Origin of the sequence: Paenibacillus sp. FSL R5-0527 (assembly GCF_038008055.1) — a bacterium.
Lineage (GTDB): Bacteria > Bacillota > Bacilli > Paenibacillales > Paenibacillaceae > Fontibacillus > Fontibacillus macerans.
Genome location: NZ_JBBOYI010000001.1, coordinates 1982107 through 2000488 on the forward strand (window position 1 = coordinate 1982107; position 18382 = coordinate 2000488).

Genomic DNA, 18382 nt, shown 5'->3' on the forward strand with positions numbered 1-18382 from the left:
TCGGATGATAGCGGTAAAAAATACCCCTATTTATCCGGTTTTGCGGCAGCACCGTCAAATAGCGGTACAAAAAGGCGTTATTTTCGGGGAAAGTGGTCAAAATGGACGTTTGCAGCCGGAGCAGAAGAAAATAGCGTCCCATTTTACCGCTATATTGCGAATTTTGCTGAAATCGCGGAAGGATAGCTGCTTTTTATACCGTTATTGCAATCATTAAGCGTAATTTGAGGAGGACGGCGACATGTCATCACCGGCAATTTCCACGGCGGCGGATTTGGTGAACGCCCCGCTGCTGTATAAAGGCAAAGTGCGGGAGCTGTACGACCTTGGCGAGCATTATTTGATCGTCGTGACCGACCGTATTTCCGCTTTCGACTATGTGCTTGAGCCGGCGGTGCCGGACAAAGGCAATGTGCTGAACCGCCTGAGCGCGTTCTGGTTCGACAAGACGCAGCATCTGCTGGAGAATCACGTGATTCATGCGGATGTGGAGCTTTTGGGGGACGTCGTTCCCGAAGCGTACAAGCCGCTGCTGAAAAACCGCGTGATGGTGACCCGCAAGGCGCAGCGCATCGATATCGAATGCGTGGTGCGCGGTTACGTCACCGGAGGCGGCTGGCGGCAGTACGAGCAAAGCGGCGAGATCAACGGCATCAAGCTGCCGGAGGGCTTGCGCAAAAACGCCAAGCTGGCGGAACCGATTTTTACGCCGGCGGCGAAAAACGACGTCGGCCACGACGAAGACATCTCCTTTGCGGAGATGGCGGACAAGGTCGGCGCGGATTTGGCGGAGCAGCTGCGCAGCCGCAGCCTGGAGCTTTACACTTTCGCTCGGGACTACTGCGAGGAGCGCGGCATCATGCTCGCCGACTGCAAGCTGGAATTCGGGCTGGTGGACGGCAAGCTGATTTTGATCGACGAGATTTTTACACCGGATGCATCGCGTTTTTGGGCCAAAGAGAACTACGCCCTGGACATCGAAATCGACAGCATGGACAAAGAACCGGTGCGTGTTTACCTGGCCGGTTCGGATTGGGACAAGAACAGCCAGCCCGATCCGCTGCCGGGGCATGTGGTTGAAGAAACGACCCGGCGTTACCGCGACATTTACCGGCGGCTGACCGGGCACGAGTTGGAGTAGGGAGCAGGCGGAAAAGACAAACACACGCGGCGGGGCGCATAAGTCCAAACCGCTGCATAAGTCCAAACAATAGGAGGAATACGAGGAACATGATTAAAGCGAACGTTTATGTCACGATCAAGCAAAGCGTACTTGATCCGCAGGGAGTAGCTGTGCAGGGAGCGCTTCATTCCATGGGCTTCAAGGAAGTGGAGAGCGTCCGCATCGGCAAATATATGGAGCTTACGCTGGACACGAACGACCGCTTTGAGGCGGAAGCCCGTGTCAAGGCGATGTGCGAGAAGCTGCTGGCCAATACGGTGGTTGAAGATTACCGTTTTGAATTGGAGGGCTGAATCGATGAAATTCGCGGTACTCGTATTTCCCGGTTCCAACTGTGATATCGACTGTTATAAAGCGGTGGAGGAAGCTTTGGGCGAACCCGTCGATTACGTGTGGCATACGGCGACCGATCTTTCCGCGTACGACTGCATCCTGGTTCCCGGGGGCTTTTCCTATGGCGATTACTTGCGCTGCGGAGCGATTTCCCGGTTCGCGCCGGTGATGGCCGAGGTGGCCAAAGCCGCGGAGGAAGGCAAATATGTTCTCGGCATCTGCAACGGATTTCAGATTTTGACGGAAGCCGGGCTGCTGCCGGGGACGCTGCGCCGCAACATGTCGCTGAAATTCCGCTGCCATGATACGGTGCTGCGGGTCGAAAACAACGCAAATCCGTTTACGTCGCTGTACGCGCCGGGCGAAGAGATTACGATTCCGATCGCCCACGGCGAAGGCAATTATTATTGTGATGAAGAAACCTTGGTCCGGCTGCGGCAAAAAAACCAGATTATTTTCCGGTATGTGAATAACCCAAACGGGTCGGTGGACGATATCGCCGGCATTTCCAATGAACGCGGCAACGTGGTCGGCATGATGCCGCATCCGGAGCGTGCGGTGAACGCCCTGCTCGGCTCTACGGACGGCAAAAAAATGTTTACATCCATTTTGAAGGCTTGGAGGGATCGGCATGAGTCAGCAAGTGTCCGCTAAGGAACCGAATGCAGAGCAAATTGCGGAGCAGAAAATTTACAAACAGATGGGCGTTTCGGATAGCGAATACGAACTGATCTGCGGGTTTTTGGGCCGTAAGCCGAACTACACGGAAATCGGCGTGTTCAGCGTCATGTGGTCCGAGCACTGCGCCTACAAAAATTCGAAGCCGCTGCTGCGCCGTTTTCCCACCAGCGGACCGCGTGTCCTGATGGGTCCGGGCGAGGGCGCGGGGATCGTCGATATCGGCGACAACCAGGCGGTCGTGTTCAAAATCGAAAGCCATAACCACCCTTCCGCAGTGGAGCCTTACCAAGGCGCTGCGACGGGCGTCGGCGGGATTATCCGCGATATTTTTTCGATGGGGGCAAGACCGGTTGCGCTGCTTAACTCTCTGCGTTTCGGCAAGCTGGAAAGCGAGCGCGTGAAATATTTGTTCGAGCACGTCGTGTCGGGGATCGCCGGGTACGGCAACTGCATCGGCATCCCGACGGTCGGCGGCGAAGTCGTGTTTGACGAAAGCTATGAAGGGAATCCGCTCGTCAACGCGATGTGCGTCGGGCTGATCGATCACGATAAAATCCAGCGCGGCGTCGCCAAGGGCGTGGGCAATCCGGTGTTTTACGTTGGCCCGCCAACGGGGCGCGACGGCATCCACGGCGCGACGTTTGCGTCGGAAGAGTTGACGGAGGAATCCGAGGCGAAGCGGACGGCGGTACAGGTCGGCGATCCGTTTATGGAAAAGCTGGTCATGGAAGCCTGCCTCGAACTGATCGACACCGGCATCGTGCTGGGGATTCAGGATATGGGCGCGGCCGGGCTAACGTGCTCCAGCGCGGAGATGGCGAGCAAGGCCGGCAACGGTCTGGAGCTGTATCTCGATCAGATCCCGCAGCGCGAAGAGGGCATGACCGCTTACGAAATGATGCTGTCGGAATCGCAGGAACGGATGCTGTTCGTCGTTGAGCCGAAGGATGAGGCGCAGGCGCGGGAGATTTTTGAGCGCTGGGGCGTGATCTGCGCGAAGGTCGGCAAGGTGACGGACGACGGGCGGCTGAAGCTGTTCCATCACGGAGAGCTGGTTGGCGATATGCCGGTGAAGGCGCTCGTGGACGAATGTCCGATTTATGACAAGCCTTCGGCGGTGCCGGCTTATTATGAGCAGAACGCCGCGGTGGATACGCTGCGGTATGATGAGGTTCGCGATCTGGGCGGGGCGCTTGAGCAAGTGTTGTCTTCGCCTTCGGTCGCAAGCAAAGCTTGGGTTTACGATCAGTACGACTACATGGTGCGCACCGGCACGGCGGTTCGTCCGGGCTCGGACGCGGCGGTAGTAACGGTCCACGGGACGCGTAAGGCGCTGGCGATGACGACCGACTGCAACGGCCGGTTCGTGTACCTCGATCCGGAGGTGGGCGGACGCATCGCGGTCAGTGAAGCGGCGCGCAACATCGTATGCTCCGGAGCCGAGCCGCTGGCGATTACGGACAACCTGAATTTCGGCAGCCCGGAGAAGCCGGATATTTTCTGGCAGATGGAGCGGGCCGTAGACGGCATGGCGGAAGCTTGCCGCGAGCTGGATACGCCGGTCATCGGCGGGAACGTCAGCTTGTACAACGAAAACGCCAAAGGCGCGATTTACCCGACGCCGGTCGTCGGCATGGTGGGGCTTGTGCACGATGTGGACCATATTACGACCCAGGGCTTCAAGTCCGAGGGCGACGTGATTTTCCTGCTCGGCGAAACGAAGGCGGAGCTTGGCGGCAGCGAGTTCCAGGCGGTCGTGCATGGCGTGGTTGAGGGGCGTCCGCCGCAGCTGGATTTGGCAGTCGAGAAAAAGCTGCTGGGTGCCGTGCTTGAAGCGATTCAAGGCGGGCTGGTACGTTCGGCTCACGATCTGTCCGAAGGCGGGTTGGCCGCGGCGCTGGCGGAATCGTGCATCAGCGGCGGTTTGGGCGCGAACGTCGATGTGGCAAGCGGCGGGCTGCGTGCGGATGTTTTGCTGTTCAGCGAGTCGCAGTCGCGGATTTTGCTGTCGGCATCGCCGGATAAGGCGGATGCGCTGGAGCGGCTTGTTGCGGAGCGCGGCGTGCCGGTAGCGCGGATCGGTTCCGTTGCAGGCACGGCTGCCGAGGGCGCCGGGCTGGCCATTGCGGTGGACGGGGCTTCCGTGCTGAACAAGCCGGTTGAGCAGTTGAAACGCATCTGGGAGGATGTCATTCCATGTCTGATGAAATAATGCCGCGGGGGCTTTGGACAGGAGCATATTACAACGAGGGTGCGGGACGTGCGGATCCGTTCGACACGTTGCGGGAGGAGTGCGGTGTGTTCGGCGTGTATGGTCATCCCGATGCTGCTTCCCTTTCTTATTACGGCCTGCATGCGCTGCAGCACCGGGGCGAAGAAAGCGCCGGGATGTGCGTGACGGACGGATCGGAGTTCAATTACCACCGCGGCATGGGGCTCGTCAAGGAAGTGTTCGACCGGGACAAGCTGGCTTCGCTTGTCGGCGACCGCTCGATCGGCCATGTGCGGTATTCGACGAGCGGGGACAGCCGGCTGACGAACGCGCAGCCGCTGATTTTCAAATACCGCGACGGCGATTTGGCGGTGGCGACGAACGGCAATATCGTGAACGCGCCGAAAATCCGCCGCGAGCTGGAGCAAAGCGGCTCGATCTTTCAGACGACAAGCGACACGGAGGTGATTGCGCATCTGATCGCGCGGTCGCCGAAGGATTTTGTCGAGGCGGCGAAGGACGCGCTGGGGCAACTGGTCGGCGGCTTCGCCTTCCTGCTGCTGACCAACGACAAGCTGATCGCCGCCAGCGATCCGAACGGGCTGCGGCCGCTGACGATGGGCCGGCTCGGCGACGCGTATCTGTTTTCGTCCGAGACGTGCGCGTTCGAGGTGATCGGCGCGGAGACGATCCGCGAAATCCAGCCGGGCGAAATGCTGGTGCTGGACGGCAACGGTCTGCACGAAGACCGTTATACCGAGCCGCAGCGCAAGGCGTTGTGCGCGATGGAATACATCTACTTCGCGCGCCCGGACAGCGACATGAACGGCTCGAATCTGCACGCGAGCCGCAAGCGGATGGGGCAAGTGATGGCGCAGGAGTCTTTTGTCGACGCGGACGTCGTGACCGGCGTGCCCGACTCCAGCATCTCCGCCGCCATCGGCTACGCGGAGCAGACCGGCATCCCTTACGAGCTTGGTCTGATCAAAAACAAATACACCGGCCGGACGTTCATCCAGCCGAGCCAGGAGCTGCGCGAGCAGGGCGTGAAGATGAAGCTGAGCGCCGTGCGCCGGGTCGTGGAAGGCAAACGCGTGGTGATGATCGACGATTCGATCGTCCGCGGCACGACCTCGCGGCGGATCGTCAATCTGCTGCGCGAGGCCGGGGCGACGGAGGTGCATGTGCGCATTACTTCGCCGCCATTTAAGAACCCGTGTTTCTACGGGATCGACACCCCGGACCGCGGCGAGCTGATCGCATCGTACAAATCCGTCGAGGAAATTTGCCGGGAGATTAATGCGGACACGCTGGAGTTTTTGAGCCCGGAGGGTTTAATCCGGGCGGTAGGCGGCGACAACGCCGGGGATTACAAAGGCGGCCTCTGCATGGCCTGCTTCGACAACGATTACCCGACGCGGACGGATTTTGACGGGGAAGAGAAATACGGGTGTACGTGTTAAGCGGGCGTCTTGCCGGTTGCTCACAGTCTATGAGGGCTGGTAAAACTTCATGTGGCGTATAACGCAGCGGTTGGCGGTTATGGCGGAGTTGTTTCGGACGGTGTCGACTGGATCCGTTAGCACTGGCTTTAGGCCGCCCAACCAATGATAAAATCGCAACAATTATTTCACATGATAAATTTTTTTTGAAATAGCTTAAGCTTGAGGCGGGTACGTCGAGCAGAGTTGATTATGCCGCTTAGGTGGCCACCTTGGATAATTCAATGAGATTTGCGGGATATGCTTATGATGATAAGTCCTCTGATTGGAAATATCCAATAGAATGGAAATTGAGTAGTAAATACGGTAGCTTGATTGGATATTTCCAATAGATTGATCTCGGTATGACGGAAAATGGACTTTCGGGCGAAATCTATTGGATATTTCCAATGAAAGCTCAAAATTAAGTCTGGTGTCTGTCAATCTATTGGATTTTTCCAATGAGAGCCGGGGATCGGCGGGGGAATGGGCGGGCTACCCATGATGGCCCTTTACTACTCCCGTGATGATTTAGCTGAGCGTGCTGGCGATAGAGCTACCCGGATAGCGATTGCGTCGGCCCTTTCGGGCTTTCCTGCAAACAGGTTCCCGAGCAGATCCTATCGCCCGCCGTTATTCTAACGGTTGCAGCAGCCTTTATTTTGCGAAAAAGGCCTCTTTCTCAATTCTAACGGTTGTCAGCGCCGTTATTTGCCTTGATTTGGGCATAGGTAGCCGGAGTTCTGCGAAATAAGCGCGATGGCAACCGTTAGAATCCGAAATCAACGTAAATGGCTCAAATAGCGGCTGTGGCAACCGTTAGCTTGGTTTAGTCTGGATGTAGTCTGGATGTAGTCTAGTTGATTTTGCGGTTGCAAAGAAACGCATGTCCTCCAAAAAATAAACCTAAGGAGTGTGTCCTTCTCGTGTCAGAAGCATACAAAAACGCCGGCGTCGATATTGCGGCCGGGAATGAAGCCGTGGAGCGAATGAAAAAACACGTCAAGCGGACGTTTCGTCCGGAAGTGATGACGGATCTGGGCGGCTTCGGGGCTTTGTTCGGATTGAACAAAGACAAATATGAGGAGCCGGTTCTGGTCTCCGGGACGGACGGCGTGGGCACCAAGCTGAAAATCGCGTTTGCGATGGACAAGCACGATACGATCGGCATCGATGCGGTGGCGATGTGCGTCAACGACATCGTCGTGCAGGGCGCGGAGCCGTTGTTTTTCCTCGATTACCTCGCCTGCGACAAAGTCGTTCCTGAGAAAATCGAGGCGATCGTCGCCGGGATCGCCGAAGGCTGCAGCCAGTCGGGCTGCGCGCTGATCGGCGGTGAAACCGCTGAAATGCCGGGCATGTACGGCGAAGGCGAATACGACATCGCCGGCTTCACCGTCGGCGTCGTCGACAAACGCAAAATCGTCAACGGCAGCACCGTCGCTCCCGGCGATACGGTGATCGGCCTCGCTTCCAGCGGCGTGCACAGCAACGGTTTTTCGCTGGTGCGCAAGCTGCTGCTGGAGGAGGCCGGATACGGTCTGCAGGATACGCTGCCGGAGCTCGGCGGACAGAAGCTTGGGGACGTGCTGCTGACGCCGACCAAGCTGTACGTGAAGCCGGTGCTTTCCCTGCTTGAGCAGGTCGATGTCAAAGGTATGGCGCACATTACGGGCGGCGGATTTATCGAAAATATCCCGCGCGTGCTGCCGGAAGGCGTAAATGTGGAGATCGAATCCGGTTCGTGGCCGATTTTGCCGATCTTTGAGCTTTTGCAGCAAAAGGGCAGCGTCAGCAGCCGCGACATGTTCACCACCTTCAACATGGGGATCGGGCTGGTCATCATCGTTGCCGCCGATCAGGTGGAGGCAGCCCTGCAAACGCTGCGCGAAGCCGGCGAAAGCCCGTACGTCATCGGCAAAGTGACCGTAGGCCGCCGGGAAGTGACGTTTGCGGGGGCGGACGTGTAATGGCGGCGGGTTTTCGGATCGCGGTGTTCGCCTCCGGGCAGGGCAGCAATTTTCAAAATTTGCTGGATGCTTCCCGGGCGGGAACGCTCGGCGCAGAAATCGTGCTGCTGGTGTGCGACAAACCGCAGGCGCCCGTCGTCGAACGGGCCCGCAAGGCCGGGGTCGACTGCTTTCTTTTTCAACCTAAGGACTATGCGCGGCGGGAAGATTATGAGGCGGAAATCGCCGCGGAGCTGGACAAGCGGCAGATCGACCTGGTCGTTTTGGCCGGGTATATGCGGCTGCTGACCCCGGTGCTGGTGGAGCCTTACGCGGGAAAAATGATCAACATCCACCCTTCGTTGCTTCCGGCTTTTCCGGGCAAAAATGCGATCGGGCAAGCGTGGGACTACGGCGTTAAAGTGACCGGGATAACAGTGCATTTGGTCGACGGGGGAATGGATAGCGGCGCTGTGATCGCCCAAAAACCGGTGGAGATTCTCGCCTCGGATACCCTGGAGTCGCTGGAGGCCAGAATCCATGCCGCGGAACAGCAGTTGTACCCGCAAGTCGTGTCTTGGTTTGCCAAAAGGCGGGTTCAGGTGGAAGGCCGGAAAGTGACGATTCTGTCGGATGAGGAACAATAGGGCATACTTTTATAGGACATAAAGTGCGCAGGGCTTTCGATATTTCCCGAGAAATATCGGGGCATGATTCGCCAAATTAAAGGAGGGGCCGATTTTGAGTATCAAAAGAGCGCTGGTAAGCGTGTCGGATAAAACGGGGATCGTGGATTTTTGCCGCGAGCTGTCGCAGTTGGGCGTGGAGATCATTTCGACGGGGGGAACGAAAAACCTGCTGTCGAAGGAAGGAGTGCCGGTGATCGGCATTTCCGAGGTGACCGGTTTTCCGGAAATTTTGGACGGACGCGTCAAAACGCTGCACCCGGCTGTCCACAGCGGACTGCTGGCGATCCGCGACAGCGAAGAGCATCAGGCGCAAATGAAGGAGCTGGGTCTGGATTACATCGACCTGGTCGTCGTAAACCTGTATCCGTTCCAGGAAACAATCGCCAAGCCGGACGTGACCTATGAGGACGCGATTGAAAATATCGACATCGGCGGGCCGACCATGCTGCGTTCTGCGGCCAAAAACCACGCCTTCGTCAGCGTGGTTGTCGATGCGGCCGATTACGGTACGGTTCTTGCGGAAATACGCGAGGGCGGGGATACGACGCTGGACACGCGCAAACGGCTTGCGGCCAAAGTTTTCCGCCATACGGCGGCTTACGATGCCCTGATTTCCGATTATTTGTCGAAGGTGACCGGCGATCCGCTGCCGGAGCGTTACACCGTGACCTATGAGAAAATCCAGGATTTGCGCTACGGCGAAAATCCGCACCAACAAGCGGCGTTCTACCGTAAGCCGCTGGCCGCGGCGGATACGCTGACCAATGCCGAGCAGCTGCATGGCAAGGAGCTATCGTACAACAACATCAACGACGCCAATGCGGCGCTGCAAATCGTAAAAGAATTCGAGGAGCCGGCCGTCGTTGCGGTGAAGCATATGAACCCTTGCGGGGTAGGCGTAGGCAGCAGCATTTTGGAGGCCTATCAAAAAGCGTATGAGGCCGATCCGGTGTCGATCTTTGGCGGCATCGTCGCCGCCAACCGCATCATTGATGCCGACACGGCAACGCTGCTTAAGGAGATTTTCCTGGAGATCGTTTTGGCGCCGGGCTTTACCGAAGAAGCGCTGGACATTTTGACGAAAAAGAAAAACATCCGCCTCTTAAAGCTCGGCGGCCTGGAGCTGGGCAGCAAACGGAGCAGCCAGTTTGTCGTGACCTCGATCGACGGCGGCATGATCGTTCAGGAGAGCGATGTTCATGTGCTGAAGGAATCCGACCTGCAGGTCGTTACGGACCGCAAGCCGACGGAGGAAGAGCTGAAGCAGCTGCTGTTTGGCTGGAAAGTAGTTAAGCACGTGAAATCCAATGCGATCGTACTGGCCAAGGACGATATGACGATCGGCGTCGGCGCCGGTCAGATGAACCGCGTCGGTGCGGCGAAAATCGCCATTGAGCAGGCTGGAGAAAAGTCGAAAGGCAGCGTGTTGGCCTCGGATGCGTTTTTCCCGATGGGCGATACGCTGGAAGCGGCGGCCAAGGCCGGCATTACGGCGGTTATTCAGCCTGGCGGCTCGGTTAAGGACGAGGAGTCAATCAAGGTCGCGAACGAGTACGGCATCGCCATGGTATTTACCGGCGTCCGCCATTTCAAACATTAAGCCTCGGCTCCAAACGGCAGACCGCTGCGGCGTGCGGCGGCCTGCCGTTTTTCCGATTTAAAGCGGGGGAAGTCCCGGGGATATGAGCGAATAACGTCATTACGGTCCGCTTGCGGGCTATCAAGGAGGAGACGACAAATGGATATATTGGTGATTGGCGGGGGCGGGCGCGAGCACGCGATTTGCTGGAGTTTGGCGAAAAGCCCCAAAGCCGGCAAGCTTTATTGCGCCCCGGGCAACGCCGGGATCGGTCAGGTGGCCGAACTCGTTCCGATTCAGGTGCATGAATTCGACAGGCTGGCCGCGTTTGCCGAGGAGAAGGGCGTCGGCTTGGTCGTGGTCGGGCCTGACGATCCGCTGGCCGATGGCATTGTCGACGTGTTCGAGGCTAAGAATATTCCGGTGTTCGGTCCGCGCAAAAACGCCGCGCATATCGAAGGCAGCAAAACGTTTATGAAGGATTTGCTGAAAAAATACGGCATTCCGACAGCGGCTTATGAGAAGTTCGACAGCTATGAGCCGGCATTGGCGTATTTGCGCAGCCGGCCGGTGCCGATCGTCATCAAGGCGGACGGGCTGGCGGCGGGCAAAGGCGTGACGGTCGCTTTCACCCGCGAACAGGCGGAAGCCGCTTTAAAGGATATTATGGTCGAGAAGGTGTTCGGCGAGTCCGGGAGCCAGGTTGTCATCGAGGAATACCTTGAAGGCCAGGAAATGTCGATCCTGTCGTTCGTGGACGGGGAAACGGTGCGGCCGATGGCGGCGGCGCAGGATCACAAGCAGGTTTACGACGGCGACAAAGGGCCGAACACGGGCGGCATGGGCACCTATTCCCCGCTGCCGCACATCGCCCCCGGCATCATTAAAGAAGCGGTCGAAACGATCATCAAACCGACGGCCAAGGCGATGGTGGCCGAGGGCCGGCCGTTCCGCGGCGTGTTGTTCGCCGGGCTGATGATTACGCCGGACGGCAAGCCGAAGACGATCGAATTCAACGCCCGCTTCGGCGATCCGGAAACCCAGGTCGTGCTGCCGAGGCTGAAAAGCGATCTGCTTGATATTTTTCTGGCGGCGGTGAACGGCACCTTGGATCAGGAGGAAATCGAGTGGAGCGACGAAGCGGCCGTGTGCGTCGTGCTGGCCTCGGGCGGTTATCCGGCTTCCTATCCGAAAGGCCTGCCGATCCAGGGCTTGAACGAGGTGCGGGAGGCCCTCGTGTTCCATGCCGGAACGGCCCGCAACGAAGCCGGGGAATGGGTCACGAACGGCGGCCGCGTTCTGGGCGTCGTCGGACTTGGCCAATCGATCGCCGAAGCGCGGGACAAGGCTTATCAAGCCGCGGAGCACATCACATTTGAGGGCAAGCACAACCGTACGGATATCGCCGCCAAGGCGCTCGTATAGCGGCGGTATTGAACGAGGATCCGCCTTCCGGGGCGTGTGAGGATAATCCGCTCTTTTTTCGCGCATGTTAAGGGAGAATGGGGATTATAGTCCCTGTCATTCTCTGATTGCGGGAGGCGGCATCATCATGAGCGACAAAATGAAGGAAATGCTTCCGGTATCGCGCGAAGAAGTGGAAGTGAGCGGCGTATACCGGGACGAGCTGGGGCGCGAGGAGTACTTGCGGAAGGGCGAGGAATTCCCGTCCGATCCGGTGTACGGGACGATGGAGTGGGAGCTTAAAGAGCTTGCTCAGGAGAAAAACTCCAAGGGACATACCGATGACCGTTTGATTCCGAAAAAAGACTGATCCGCCCACTCGAAGCCTCTCCAGCCTGCCGGCCTATGCGCCGGATCTGCCGGAGAGGCTTTTTTGCAGCCTGCACGTTGGCGGGGATTTCCTCGTTTGCATCGGAAAATGACTTGAACGGAAAGCGGTTTTAGGTGTACTTTTATAAGAATGAGAGAAATCGAGCCAAAGTGAGGAGAAAGCGATGAAGCAGGCGGAACGCCAAACGGTAGGGATGGAAGATATCGTCAAAGCGCATCATGTGCTGAGTGAGGTTGTGGTGCGGACTCCGCTGCAGCTGGATGCGACGTTATCGTTAAGATACGGCTGCAACGTATATTTAAAAAGAGAAGATCTCCAGGTCGTGCGTTCTTTTAAAATCCGCGGGGCCTACAATATGATCCGCAGCCTCCAGCCGGAGGATTTGCAGCGGGGGATCGTTTGCGCGAGCGCCGGCAACCATGCGCAGGGCGTGGCTTTTTCCTGCAACGCGCTGGGAATCCGGGGCAAAATTTTTATGCCAAGCACGACGCCAAACCAGAAAGTTAAGCAGGTAAAACGCTTTGGCGGCGAGCATGTCGAGGTGGTGCTGACCGGCGACACGTACGACGACGCTTATGAAGAAGCGATGAAAGCGTGCACCGAGGGCGGAATGACGTTCATCCACCCGTTTGATGACCCGAAAATCGTCGCCGGCAACGGGACGATCGGCATGGAGATCATGGAGAACCTCAATGTGCCGGCCGACTATGTGTTTGTGACGATCGGCGGCGGGGGTTTGGTGTCGGGCGTGGGCACGTATTTGAAAACGGTCAGCCCGCGGACGAAAGTGATCGGGGTCGAACCTGCGGGCGCGGCTTCGATGACGGAAGCGTTAAAGCAGAAGCAAGTGGTGACGCTGGAAGCGATCGACAAGTTCGTGGACGGTGCGGCGGTCAAACGCGTAGGCGATTTGAATTACGAAATCTGCGCGAAGATCCTCGACGATATCGTTCAGGTGCCGGAGGGCAAGGCGTGCACGACGATTTTGGAGCTGTACAACGACAGCGCTATCGTTGTGGAGCCGGCGGGCGCGCTGCCGGTATCCGCACTCGACATGTACCGCGACCAAATCCGCGGCAAAAACGTCGTCTGCATCATCAGCGGCGGGAACAACGACATCGACCGGATGCAGGAAATGAAGGAGCGTTCGTTGATCTACGAGGGGCTGAAGCATTATTTCCTGATCAACTTCCCGCAGCGCGCCGGCGCCCTGCGCGAGTTCCTGGAGCAGGTGCTGGGCCCGAACGACGATATCACCCGGTTCGAATATACGAAAAAGCACAACAAGGAAAACGGCCCGGCCCTGGTCGGCATCGAGCTGAGCGACAAGGCGGATTACGAAGCGCTGATCGGCAGAATGGCCTCGAAAGGCATCGCCTATACCGAGCTCAACCGGGACTTGAACCTGTTTAATTTGCTGATCTGATGGTTTCTTGTAGATTAGACTCCCCCTTGGTTGGAAAAATCCAATAGAATAACGGGAATCGGCCGCCATTTTGAGCGCTCGTTGGAAATATCCAATAGATTTCGCTTAAGTCGCCTGTATTGTGCCCTGCCTGGCCCAATCTATTGGAAATATCCAATCAGGGTACTGTCTTTCTACCCAATTTTCGATTCTATTGGATAAATCCAATGAGGCGGCACTAACGTTGCATCAAATTTGACCTGACAAGATACATTTTACATTTTCCAGTTGCACTGATACTCTAACGGATGCCACAAGCGCTATTTGCTCCAAAAACGTTGATTTCAAATTGTAACGGTTGTCATGGGGCTTATTTCACTTGAATCCGGCCCTTTTTGCTTAGATTCAGGCAAATAACGACTGTCACAACCGTCCCTCGTATTTAAGAAGTTTTCTCACGAATACTCACTTATTCGCAGGATTTCGCTACCTTGAAAAGCGAAGAGATGGGGGAGCTCCGGACAAAAAGCCGTGGTTTCTTGCAAAAGGGTGTGCAGGAACAGAAGTCGTGCATCTTTGCACTTCTCCAAAAAATGGTTTCCTGCACCCTCCACTCGGCCCCTGGAGGTTCACCCTCCCATGTCTCTACGGGTCTTCGCCCTTACATTCCTTCGTTGTACCTGTCCAAGGCGTGGAGACCGATTGCGTTTAAAAGATGGGTCATTTGCCCTTACGGTTGCGAAACTCGGTTCTGTGTTGCTTTCTTTGTTCGAATCCTGCGAACGAGTCAATCTTCGTATGACGACGGATTATCAGCCAGGCTCGGTTACGTCAATAGATTTAGGCTAGGCGACTCGGTGGACCGCTATCTCGGAGCGATACGGTTCCCCCTTCTGAACCATGCCAATGAGGATTCGAGCGAGTTTGCCGATTAACTTGGTGATTGAAGCCATCTTCTTCATTCCTTTCTTCAGGTTGTACTCATGCCATCGCTTAAAGTCCGGATGTTGGCCAACCAAGCCCAGCACGCCCAGGTAGAGATACTTGCGAAGCATGCTGTCCCCGCGCTTGGAGAGCTTGATCTGTCCTTTGAACTTGCCCGAAGTACGTTCCGCTAGATTCAGACCGGCCCGGCGCAGCAGTTGACGCCCATGGGCATAGTTACGCAAATCTCCGGCACAAGCCAGAAGGGCCGCGATCGTTATGGTTCCAAGGCCTTTAATACTTCGCAACTGCCCAGCTAGCGGAATACAGCCTAGTAACTTCTTGACTTCCTGCTCGATCTCCTCAAGCGACTTGACGGCATATTCATACGCATCCAGCAAACGCTGCAGGTCACGCCGCGCTTCTTCAAGTGCCTGTATATCGCCGATACTATGTGCAGCCACCAGAAGAAGCCGGGCGGCCTTCGCTTTGCCACTTACTCCGCCCGCACGTTTCATCCCTTGCTCACGCCAAGCTTCGATCACGTCATCCGTACGAAGACCCTGCAAGTCGGACGGCAACGGAAAGGCGCGGAGCGACGCCAGAGAACGCAAAACTGTCCAATCCGGGAAGACCGAACGGAATTCCGGAAACTTCAGATCGATCCAGCGGATAATGCGATTTCCCAGGCTCACCTGCTGCTTGACCCAAAATTCTCGATCACTCATAACCGCCTTGAGTCGTTTGAAAACAGCCGCCTCTGGCGTATAGTCCGTGTAGAAGCCTCGGCTAACTACGTCGGCAATGTTCAATGCATCCTTGGGATCGTTCTTGGACGGGCAATTGTCGCGATTTTCCTTATTACGATGCACTGTTACCGGGTTCACCAGTACCACCGTGATCCCTTGCTCCCGTAACCAATTCGCGAGATTGAACCAATAGTGGCCTGTGGGCTCCATGCCGACGATGAGTGAGGATAGATGGTGTTTGTCCTGTACGTCACACGTCCAGCGCAGAAGCTTCTCAAAGCCTTCCCGCGTGTTTGCGAACGACAGATGGCGTGGTGTCAGGACACGCCCCCGAAAATCGGTCACTTGGGCGGCATGAACATCCTTGGCGATGTCAATCCCGATGATCGCATGCTGCATGGTAATTCGTTCAATCCGTTGATTTGTGGTTTGAATTCGAGTAGACTTCATAGTAAGCGCCTCCTGATAGGTTTTAAGGGCTTTTGACCCGTCGACACCCCTATCATACGAGGCGCTCCTGTTTTTTTCAAAGACGAAATCTTAACCTACACAGGAATGTTTAGAATTTTGAAAAGAGCTTTTTTTGGTAAATAGCCGCTGATACAACCGTTAGATTTCCGGGTAACAGTTCCGGCCAGCAGTAGTTCCGGGCTAGCAGTAGTTCCGGGCCAGCAGTTCCGGGAAATCTTGAGCAAAAGTTAATGCAACGCTAGGTGATGGAGCAGTGAAAAATAAGGCGATTGGCCTTTATAATGTGGCATCCAGCCTTTTCTGACAAATAGTCGGGGAAGGTTTTTTTATTTTTTTAGAGGTTGTTCAAAAAGTCATCTTTCATGACGAAGCCGTTCATAAAGAAGAATCGACGTCTAATCTTGAATTCAGCCGGGTCAAGCATATGCTTACGACGCATGTTTTCTCCGGAAACATTTCAGTTGCTCACGTACCCAAACCAAGCCTATATTTCCGAAGCCGTTTGCTACGAAAACGTTTAGCTCCGCTACTCAGTTCCTAGCCTCATCCAACTAAAGCGTTTTGAAAAAGCGCACTTCGGAAGCATAAGCTTCGGTCCTGAAAACCCAGCTTTTTGAACACGCATTCGAAAAAGGGCTTTACAATACCAATTCACTAGTGTACTATTTAACTATAACACTGATACATTTTAAGGGAGTGATCATGTGCTGCAACCAATGCGGGAAGCGAAATTCCCGAAGCCGGCGGGCTTGAGCTTAATCAACGGAATCAACGGAATCAACGGAATCAACGGAATCAATGGGATCAACGGAATCCACGGAATTCACGGGATCAACGGGATGCCGCCCCATCAAATCAAGGCGCTGCCGGCGGCATAATGGCGGAAAGGAGCTGACCCGAACGTGGGCATCGAATTCGACAACAATCTGCCGATTTATTTGCAAATCATGAACTATTTGAAAAAGGAGATCGTTACCGGCAAGTTGAAGGCCGGGGACAAAATCCCCTCCGTGCGAGAATTGGCAGCCGAACTGCAAATCAACCCGAATACCGTGCAGCGGACTTTTCAGGAATTGGAGCGTGAAGCCGTCGTGGAAACGAAACGCGGACTCGGAAGATATGTGACCAGCGAGGAATCGAAAATTATGACGATCAAAAAAGAAATGGCCGGCGAATTGCTTGACCGCTTCATCGGCGGGATGCAGGAGCTCGGCTTCAGCAATCAGGATATCGCGGCGATTGTCGCAGAAGCCGTGCAAGGCAAAGAACGGCGATAGGAGGGAGGACGATGGATCGAATGGATCGGATGAATCAGAAGGATCAGATGAGCCGGAAGAATCAAATGGATCAAATGGATCAAATGGATCGGATGGATCAGAAGGAACAGATGAGCCGGAAGGATCGAATGGATCAGATTGATTGGATAGATCAGACAGATCAGACAGATAAGACAGGTCAGACAAATCGGATGGATGAACTACTGAAGCTGAAGGGCGTGTCCAAGTCTTACGGCGGCAAAAAGGCGCTGCGCGGCGTATCTTTGGGCATCGGCAAGGGTAAAATCGTGGGCCTGCTCGGTCCGAACGGCAGCGGCAAAAGCACGCTGATGAAGATCGTGGCCGGTTTGATTCCGGTTTCTAACGGCCAAGTAACGGTAGACGGTACGCCGGTGGGGCTTGCGACCAAGTCGCTCGTCTCCTTTATGCCGGACCGGCCGCTGACGGAGTCGTGGATGAAGGTGCGCGACGCGGTAGGGTTTTACCGGGATTTCTACGCCGATTTTGACGAGGAAAAGGCCCGGACGATGCTGAAGTTTATGCAGCTGAATGAAGGGGATAAGATCAGTTCGCTGTCCAAAGGGATGAATGAGCGGCTGCAGCTTACGCTGACGCTGTCGCGGAACGCCAAGCTGTATTTGCTGGATGAACCGATTGGAGGCGTGGATCCGGTAGCGCGGGCTAAAATTTTGGATGCGATCGTGGAGTTTTACAGCGAGGACAGCAGTTTGATCGTTTCCACGCATTTGGTGCGGGACATCGAGCGGATTTTCGATGAAGTCGTCTTCATCCGCGAAGGGGAAATCGTCATGCAGGAAGAGGTTGAAGGCTTGCGGATGAAGTATGGCAAGAGCGTAGACGACATGTTTAAAGAGGTGTTTGCGGAATGATGAAACTGCTGAAATACGACTTGAAACGAAATGCCAATACCTTTTTGGGGATGGCGGCAATTTTGGTGATTGTGCAGGCCGCGTTGTCGATCGTCGGCAATGTCAAGGGATGGGACGACGGGCTGATTATAGCTTTCAACATCATTTTGTACGTGTCGGCGGGCATTATCATGCTGGTGCTCGTATGCAAAACCTTTGAAGCCAATATCAAGGCGTACAACCGCAGACTGCTGCCGGTCCACCCGGCCTGGACCGTACTGTCATCGCTGCTGCTCGGCCTGATTATGGCGGCGGTGTTCGTAGCGGTTGCGTTCATCCACGCTTTGTTATATCTCCATTTTAAGGGGATTCCGTACGATCTGTCTTTTGGGCTGGCGAGCGTGAAAGATTGGCTCGAGATCACCTTGGCGGCGGCGTGGGGATATAGCGTGCTGGTATTGACCGTTTTCACGGCAATCACCATCGGCGCAAGCGTCAGCATACGGGGAAAAGCGGGAACCTGGATCGGCATCGTCTCCTTTTTCGTGATCATCAACGTGATGAGCTGGCTGGAAAGCTTGTTGTTCGGGAACGGCGACTCTTCCGTTTTAAGCCTTGGGGTTTTCCGCGGGAGCACGAATGACACGCTTACGATGGCAACTGGCAGCATCCAGTTCCTTAGCATTGCCGAGTTCTTGTTTGAAGCGGCGTTTGTGGGATTGATGTTCTACGCCACGATTTATTTGTTGAGCAAGAGAATGGAAATATAACCGAGCTAATTTAGG

17 protein-coding genes are annotated in these 18382 nt (G+C 55.8%); 16 read left to right on the forward strand and 1 reads right to left on the reverse strand.

Going from position 1 to position 18382, the window contains the following annotated elements; all coding sequences use genetic code 11:
- Positions 1 to 4: 4 nt before the first annotated feature.
- The 12 genes from NYE69_RS08780 (at position 5) to ilvA (ending at position 13328) form a co-directional block, all read left to right on the forward strand.
- Positions 5 to 217 (forward strand): hypothetical protein, encoded by a 213-nt coding sequence (locus NYE69_RS08780; protein ID WP_340925851.1) that lies wholly within the window; start codon positions 5 to 7, stop codon positions 215 to 217.
- A gap of 24 nt (positions 218 to 241) precedes the next feature.
- Positions 242 to 1141 (forward strand): phosphoribosylaminoimidazolesuccinocarboxamide synthase, encoded by a 900-nt coding sequence (locus NYE69_RS08785; RefSeq protein ID WP_340925852.1) that lies wholly within the window; start codon positions 242 to 244, stop codon positions 1139 to 1141.
- Positions 1142 to 1230: 89 nt separating this feature from the next.
- Entirely contained in the window at positions 1231 to 1476 is a 246-nt protein-coding gene (gene purS / locus NYE69_RS08790; protein WP_036625850.1) for a phosphoribosylformylglycinamidine synthase subunit PurS, read from the forward strand.
- Between the two features lie 4 nt (positions 1477 to 1480).
- The gene (purQ, locus tag NYE69_RS08795; protein ID WP_340925853.1) at positions 1481 to 2170 is read left to right on the forward strand and encodes a phosphoribosylformylglycinamidine synthase subunit PurQ; all 690 of its coding nucleotides are present in this window, start codon (positions 1481 to 1483) and stop codon (positions 2168 to 2170) included.
- The gene (gene purL, locus NYE69_RS08800) at positions 2148 to 4409 is read left to right on the forward strand and encodes a phosphoribosylformylglycinamidine synthase subunit PurL (protein WP_340925854.1); all 2262 of its coding nucleotides are present in this window, start codon (positions 2148 to 2150) and stop codon (positions 4407 to 4409) included. The genes purQ and purL overlap by 23 nt, the downstream gene beginning before the upstream one ends.
- Entirely contained in the window at positions 4394 to 5872 is a 1479-nt protein-coding gene (purF, locus tag NYE69_RS08805) for an amidophosphoribosyltransferase (protein ID WP_340925855.1), read from the forward strand. Before purL ends, purF begins: the two co-directional genes overlap by 16 nt.
- 944 nt (positions 5873 to 6816) lie before the next feature.
- Positions 6817 to 7860, forward strand: coding sequence for a phosphoribosylformylglycinamidine cyclo-ligase (gene purM / locus NYE69_RS08810; protein WP_340925856.1), 1044 nt, complete (start codon positions 6817 to 6819; stop codon positions 7858 to 7860).
- Positions 7860 to 8486, forward strand: a complete 627-nt coding sequence (gene purN, locus NYE69_RS08815) for a phosphoribosylglycinamide formyltransferase (RefSeq protein WP_340925857.1) — start codon at positions 7860 to 7862, stop codon at positions 8484 to 8486. The genes purM and purN overlap by 1 nt, the downstream gene beginning before the upstream one ends.
- A 94-nt stretch (positions 8487 to 8580) precedes the next feature.
- Complete coding sequence (gene purH / locus NYE69_RS08820) at positions 8581 to 10128, forward strand: bifunctional phosphoribosylaminoimidazolecarboxamide formyltransferase/IMP cyclohydrolase (RefSeq protein WP_340925858.1); 1548 nt, start codon at positions 8581 to 8583, stop codon at positions 10126 to 10128.
- A gap of 138 nt (positions 10129 to 10266) precedes the next feature.
- Positions 10267 to 11532 carry a phosphoribosylamine--glycine ligase gene (gene purD / locus NYE69_RS08825; RefSeq protein ID WP_340925859.1) on the forward strand — a complete coding sequence of 422 codons (1266 nt, stop codon included), beginning with the start codon at positions 10267 to 10269 and terminating at the stop codon, positions 11530 to 11532.
- A 127-nt stretch (positions 11533 to 11659) separates the two neighbouring features.
- Complete coding sequence (locus tag NYE69_RS08830) at positions 11660 to 11881, forward strand: hypothetical protein (protein WP_128631765.1); 222 nt, start codon at positions 11660 to 11662, stop codon at positions 11879 to 11881.
- 184 nt (positions 11882 to 12065) lie between these two features.
- The gene (ilvA, locus tag NYE69_RS08835) at positions 12066 to 13328 is read left to right on the forward strand and encodes a threonine ammonia-lyase IlvA (protein ID WP_340925861.1); all 1263 of its coding nucleotides are present in this window, start codon (positions 12066 to 12068) and stop codon (positions 13326 to 13328) included.
- Between the two features lie 824 nt (positions 13329 to 14152).
- On the opposite strand, the gene NYE69_RS08840 is transcribed toward ilvA, so the two are convergent.
- Positions 14153 to 15430: an IS110 family transposase gene (locus NYE69_RS08840; protein WP_326045729.1), complete on the reverse strand. Its 1278-nt coding sequence runs from the start codon at positions 15428 to 15430 to the stop codon at positions 14153 to 14155.
- Positions 15431 to 16155: 725 nt separating this feature from the next.
- On the opposite strand from NYE69_RS08840, the gene NYE69_RS08845 reads away from it, so the two are divergent.
- From NYE69_RS08845 to NYE69_RS08860, 4 genes are all read left to right on the forward strand, one after another.
- Positions 16156 to 16329: a hypothetical protein gene (locus NYE69_RS08845; protein ID WP_340925862.1), complete on the forward strand. Its 174-nt coding sequence runs from the start codon at positions 16156 to 16158 to the stop codon at positions 16327 to 16329.
- A 24-nt stretch (positions 16330 to 16353) separates the two neighbouring features.
- Complete coding sequence (locus NYE69_RS08850; RefSeq protein WP_340925863.1) at positions 16354 to 16728, forward strand: GntR family transcriptional regulator; 375 nt, start codon at positions 16354 to 16356, stop codon at positions 16726 to 16728.
- Positions 16729 to 16919: 191 nt separating this feature from the next.
- A complete protein-coding gene (locus NYE69_RS08855) occupies positions 16920 to 17618 on the forward strand; it encodes an ABC transporter ATP-binding protein (protein WP_328273102.1) in 699 nt (232 codons plus the stop codon).
- A complete protein-coding gene (locus NYE69_RS08860; protein ID WP_340925864.1) occupies positions 17615 to 18367 on the forward strand; it encodes a hypothetical protein in 753 nt (250 codons plus the stop codon). The genes NYE69_RS08855 and NYE69_RS08860 overlap by 4 nt, the downstream gene beginning before the upstream one ends.
- Positions 18368 to 18382: the final 15 nt, after the last annotated feature.

Bases quoted from the DNA above. Each gene is read 5' to 3' on its own strand.
- NYE69_RS08780 (WP_340925851.1), top strand. From the start codon at position 5: ATGATAGCGGTAAAAAATACCCCTATTTATCCGGTTTTGCGGCAGCAC.
- NYE69_RS08785 (WP_340925852.1), top strand. From the start codon at position 242: ATGTCATCACCGGCAATTTCCACGGCGGCGGATTTGGTGAACGCCCCG.
- purS (WP_036625850.1), top strand. From the start codon at position 1,231: ATGATTAAAGCGAACGTTTATGTCACGATCAAGCAAAGCGTACTTGAT.
- purQ (WP_340925853.1), top strand. From the start codon at position 1,481: ATGAAATTCGCGGTACTCGTATTTCCCGGTTCCAACTGTGATATCGAC.
- purL (WP_340925854.1), top strand. From the start codon at position 2,148: ATGAGTCAGCAAGTGTCCGCTAAGGAACCGAATGCAGAGCAAATTGCG.
- purF (WP_340925855.1), top strand. From the start codon at position 4,394: ATGTCTGATGAAATAATGCCGCGGGGGCTTTGGACAGGAGCATATTAC.
- purN (WP_340925857.1), top strand. From the start codon at position 7,860: ATGGCGGCGGGTTTTCGGATCGCGGTGTTCGCCTCCGGGCAGGGCAGC.
- purD (WP_340925859.1), top strand. From the start codon at position 10,267: ATGGATATATTGGTGATTGGCGGGGGCGGGCGCGAGCACGCGATTTGC.
- NYE69_RS08830 (WP_128631765.1), top strand. From the start codon at position 11,660: ATGAGCGACAAAATGAAGGAAATGCTTCCGGTATCGCGCGAAGAAGTG.
- ilvA (WP_340925861.1), top strand. From the start codon at position 12,066: ATGAAGCAGGCGGAACGCCAAACGGTAGGGATGGAAGATATCGTCAAA.
- NYE69_RS08840 (WP_326045729.1), bottom strand. From the start codon at position 15,430: ATGAAGTCTACTCGAATTCAAACCACAAATCAACGGATTGAACGAATT.
- NYE69_RS08855 (WP_328273102.1), top strand. From the start codon at position 16,920: ATGGATGAACTACTGAAGCTGAAGGGCGTGTCCAAGTCTTACGGCGGC.
- NYE69_RS08860 (WP_340925864.1), top strand. From the start codon at position 17,615: ATGATGAAACTGCTGAAATACGACTTGAAACGAAATGCCAATACCTTT.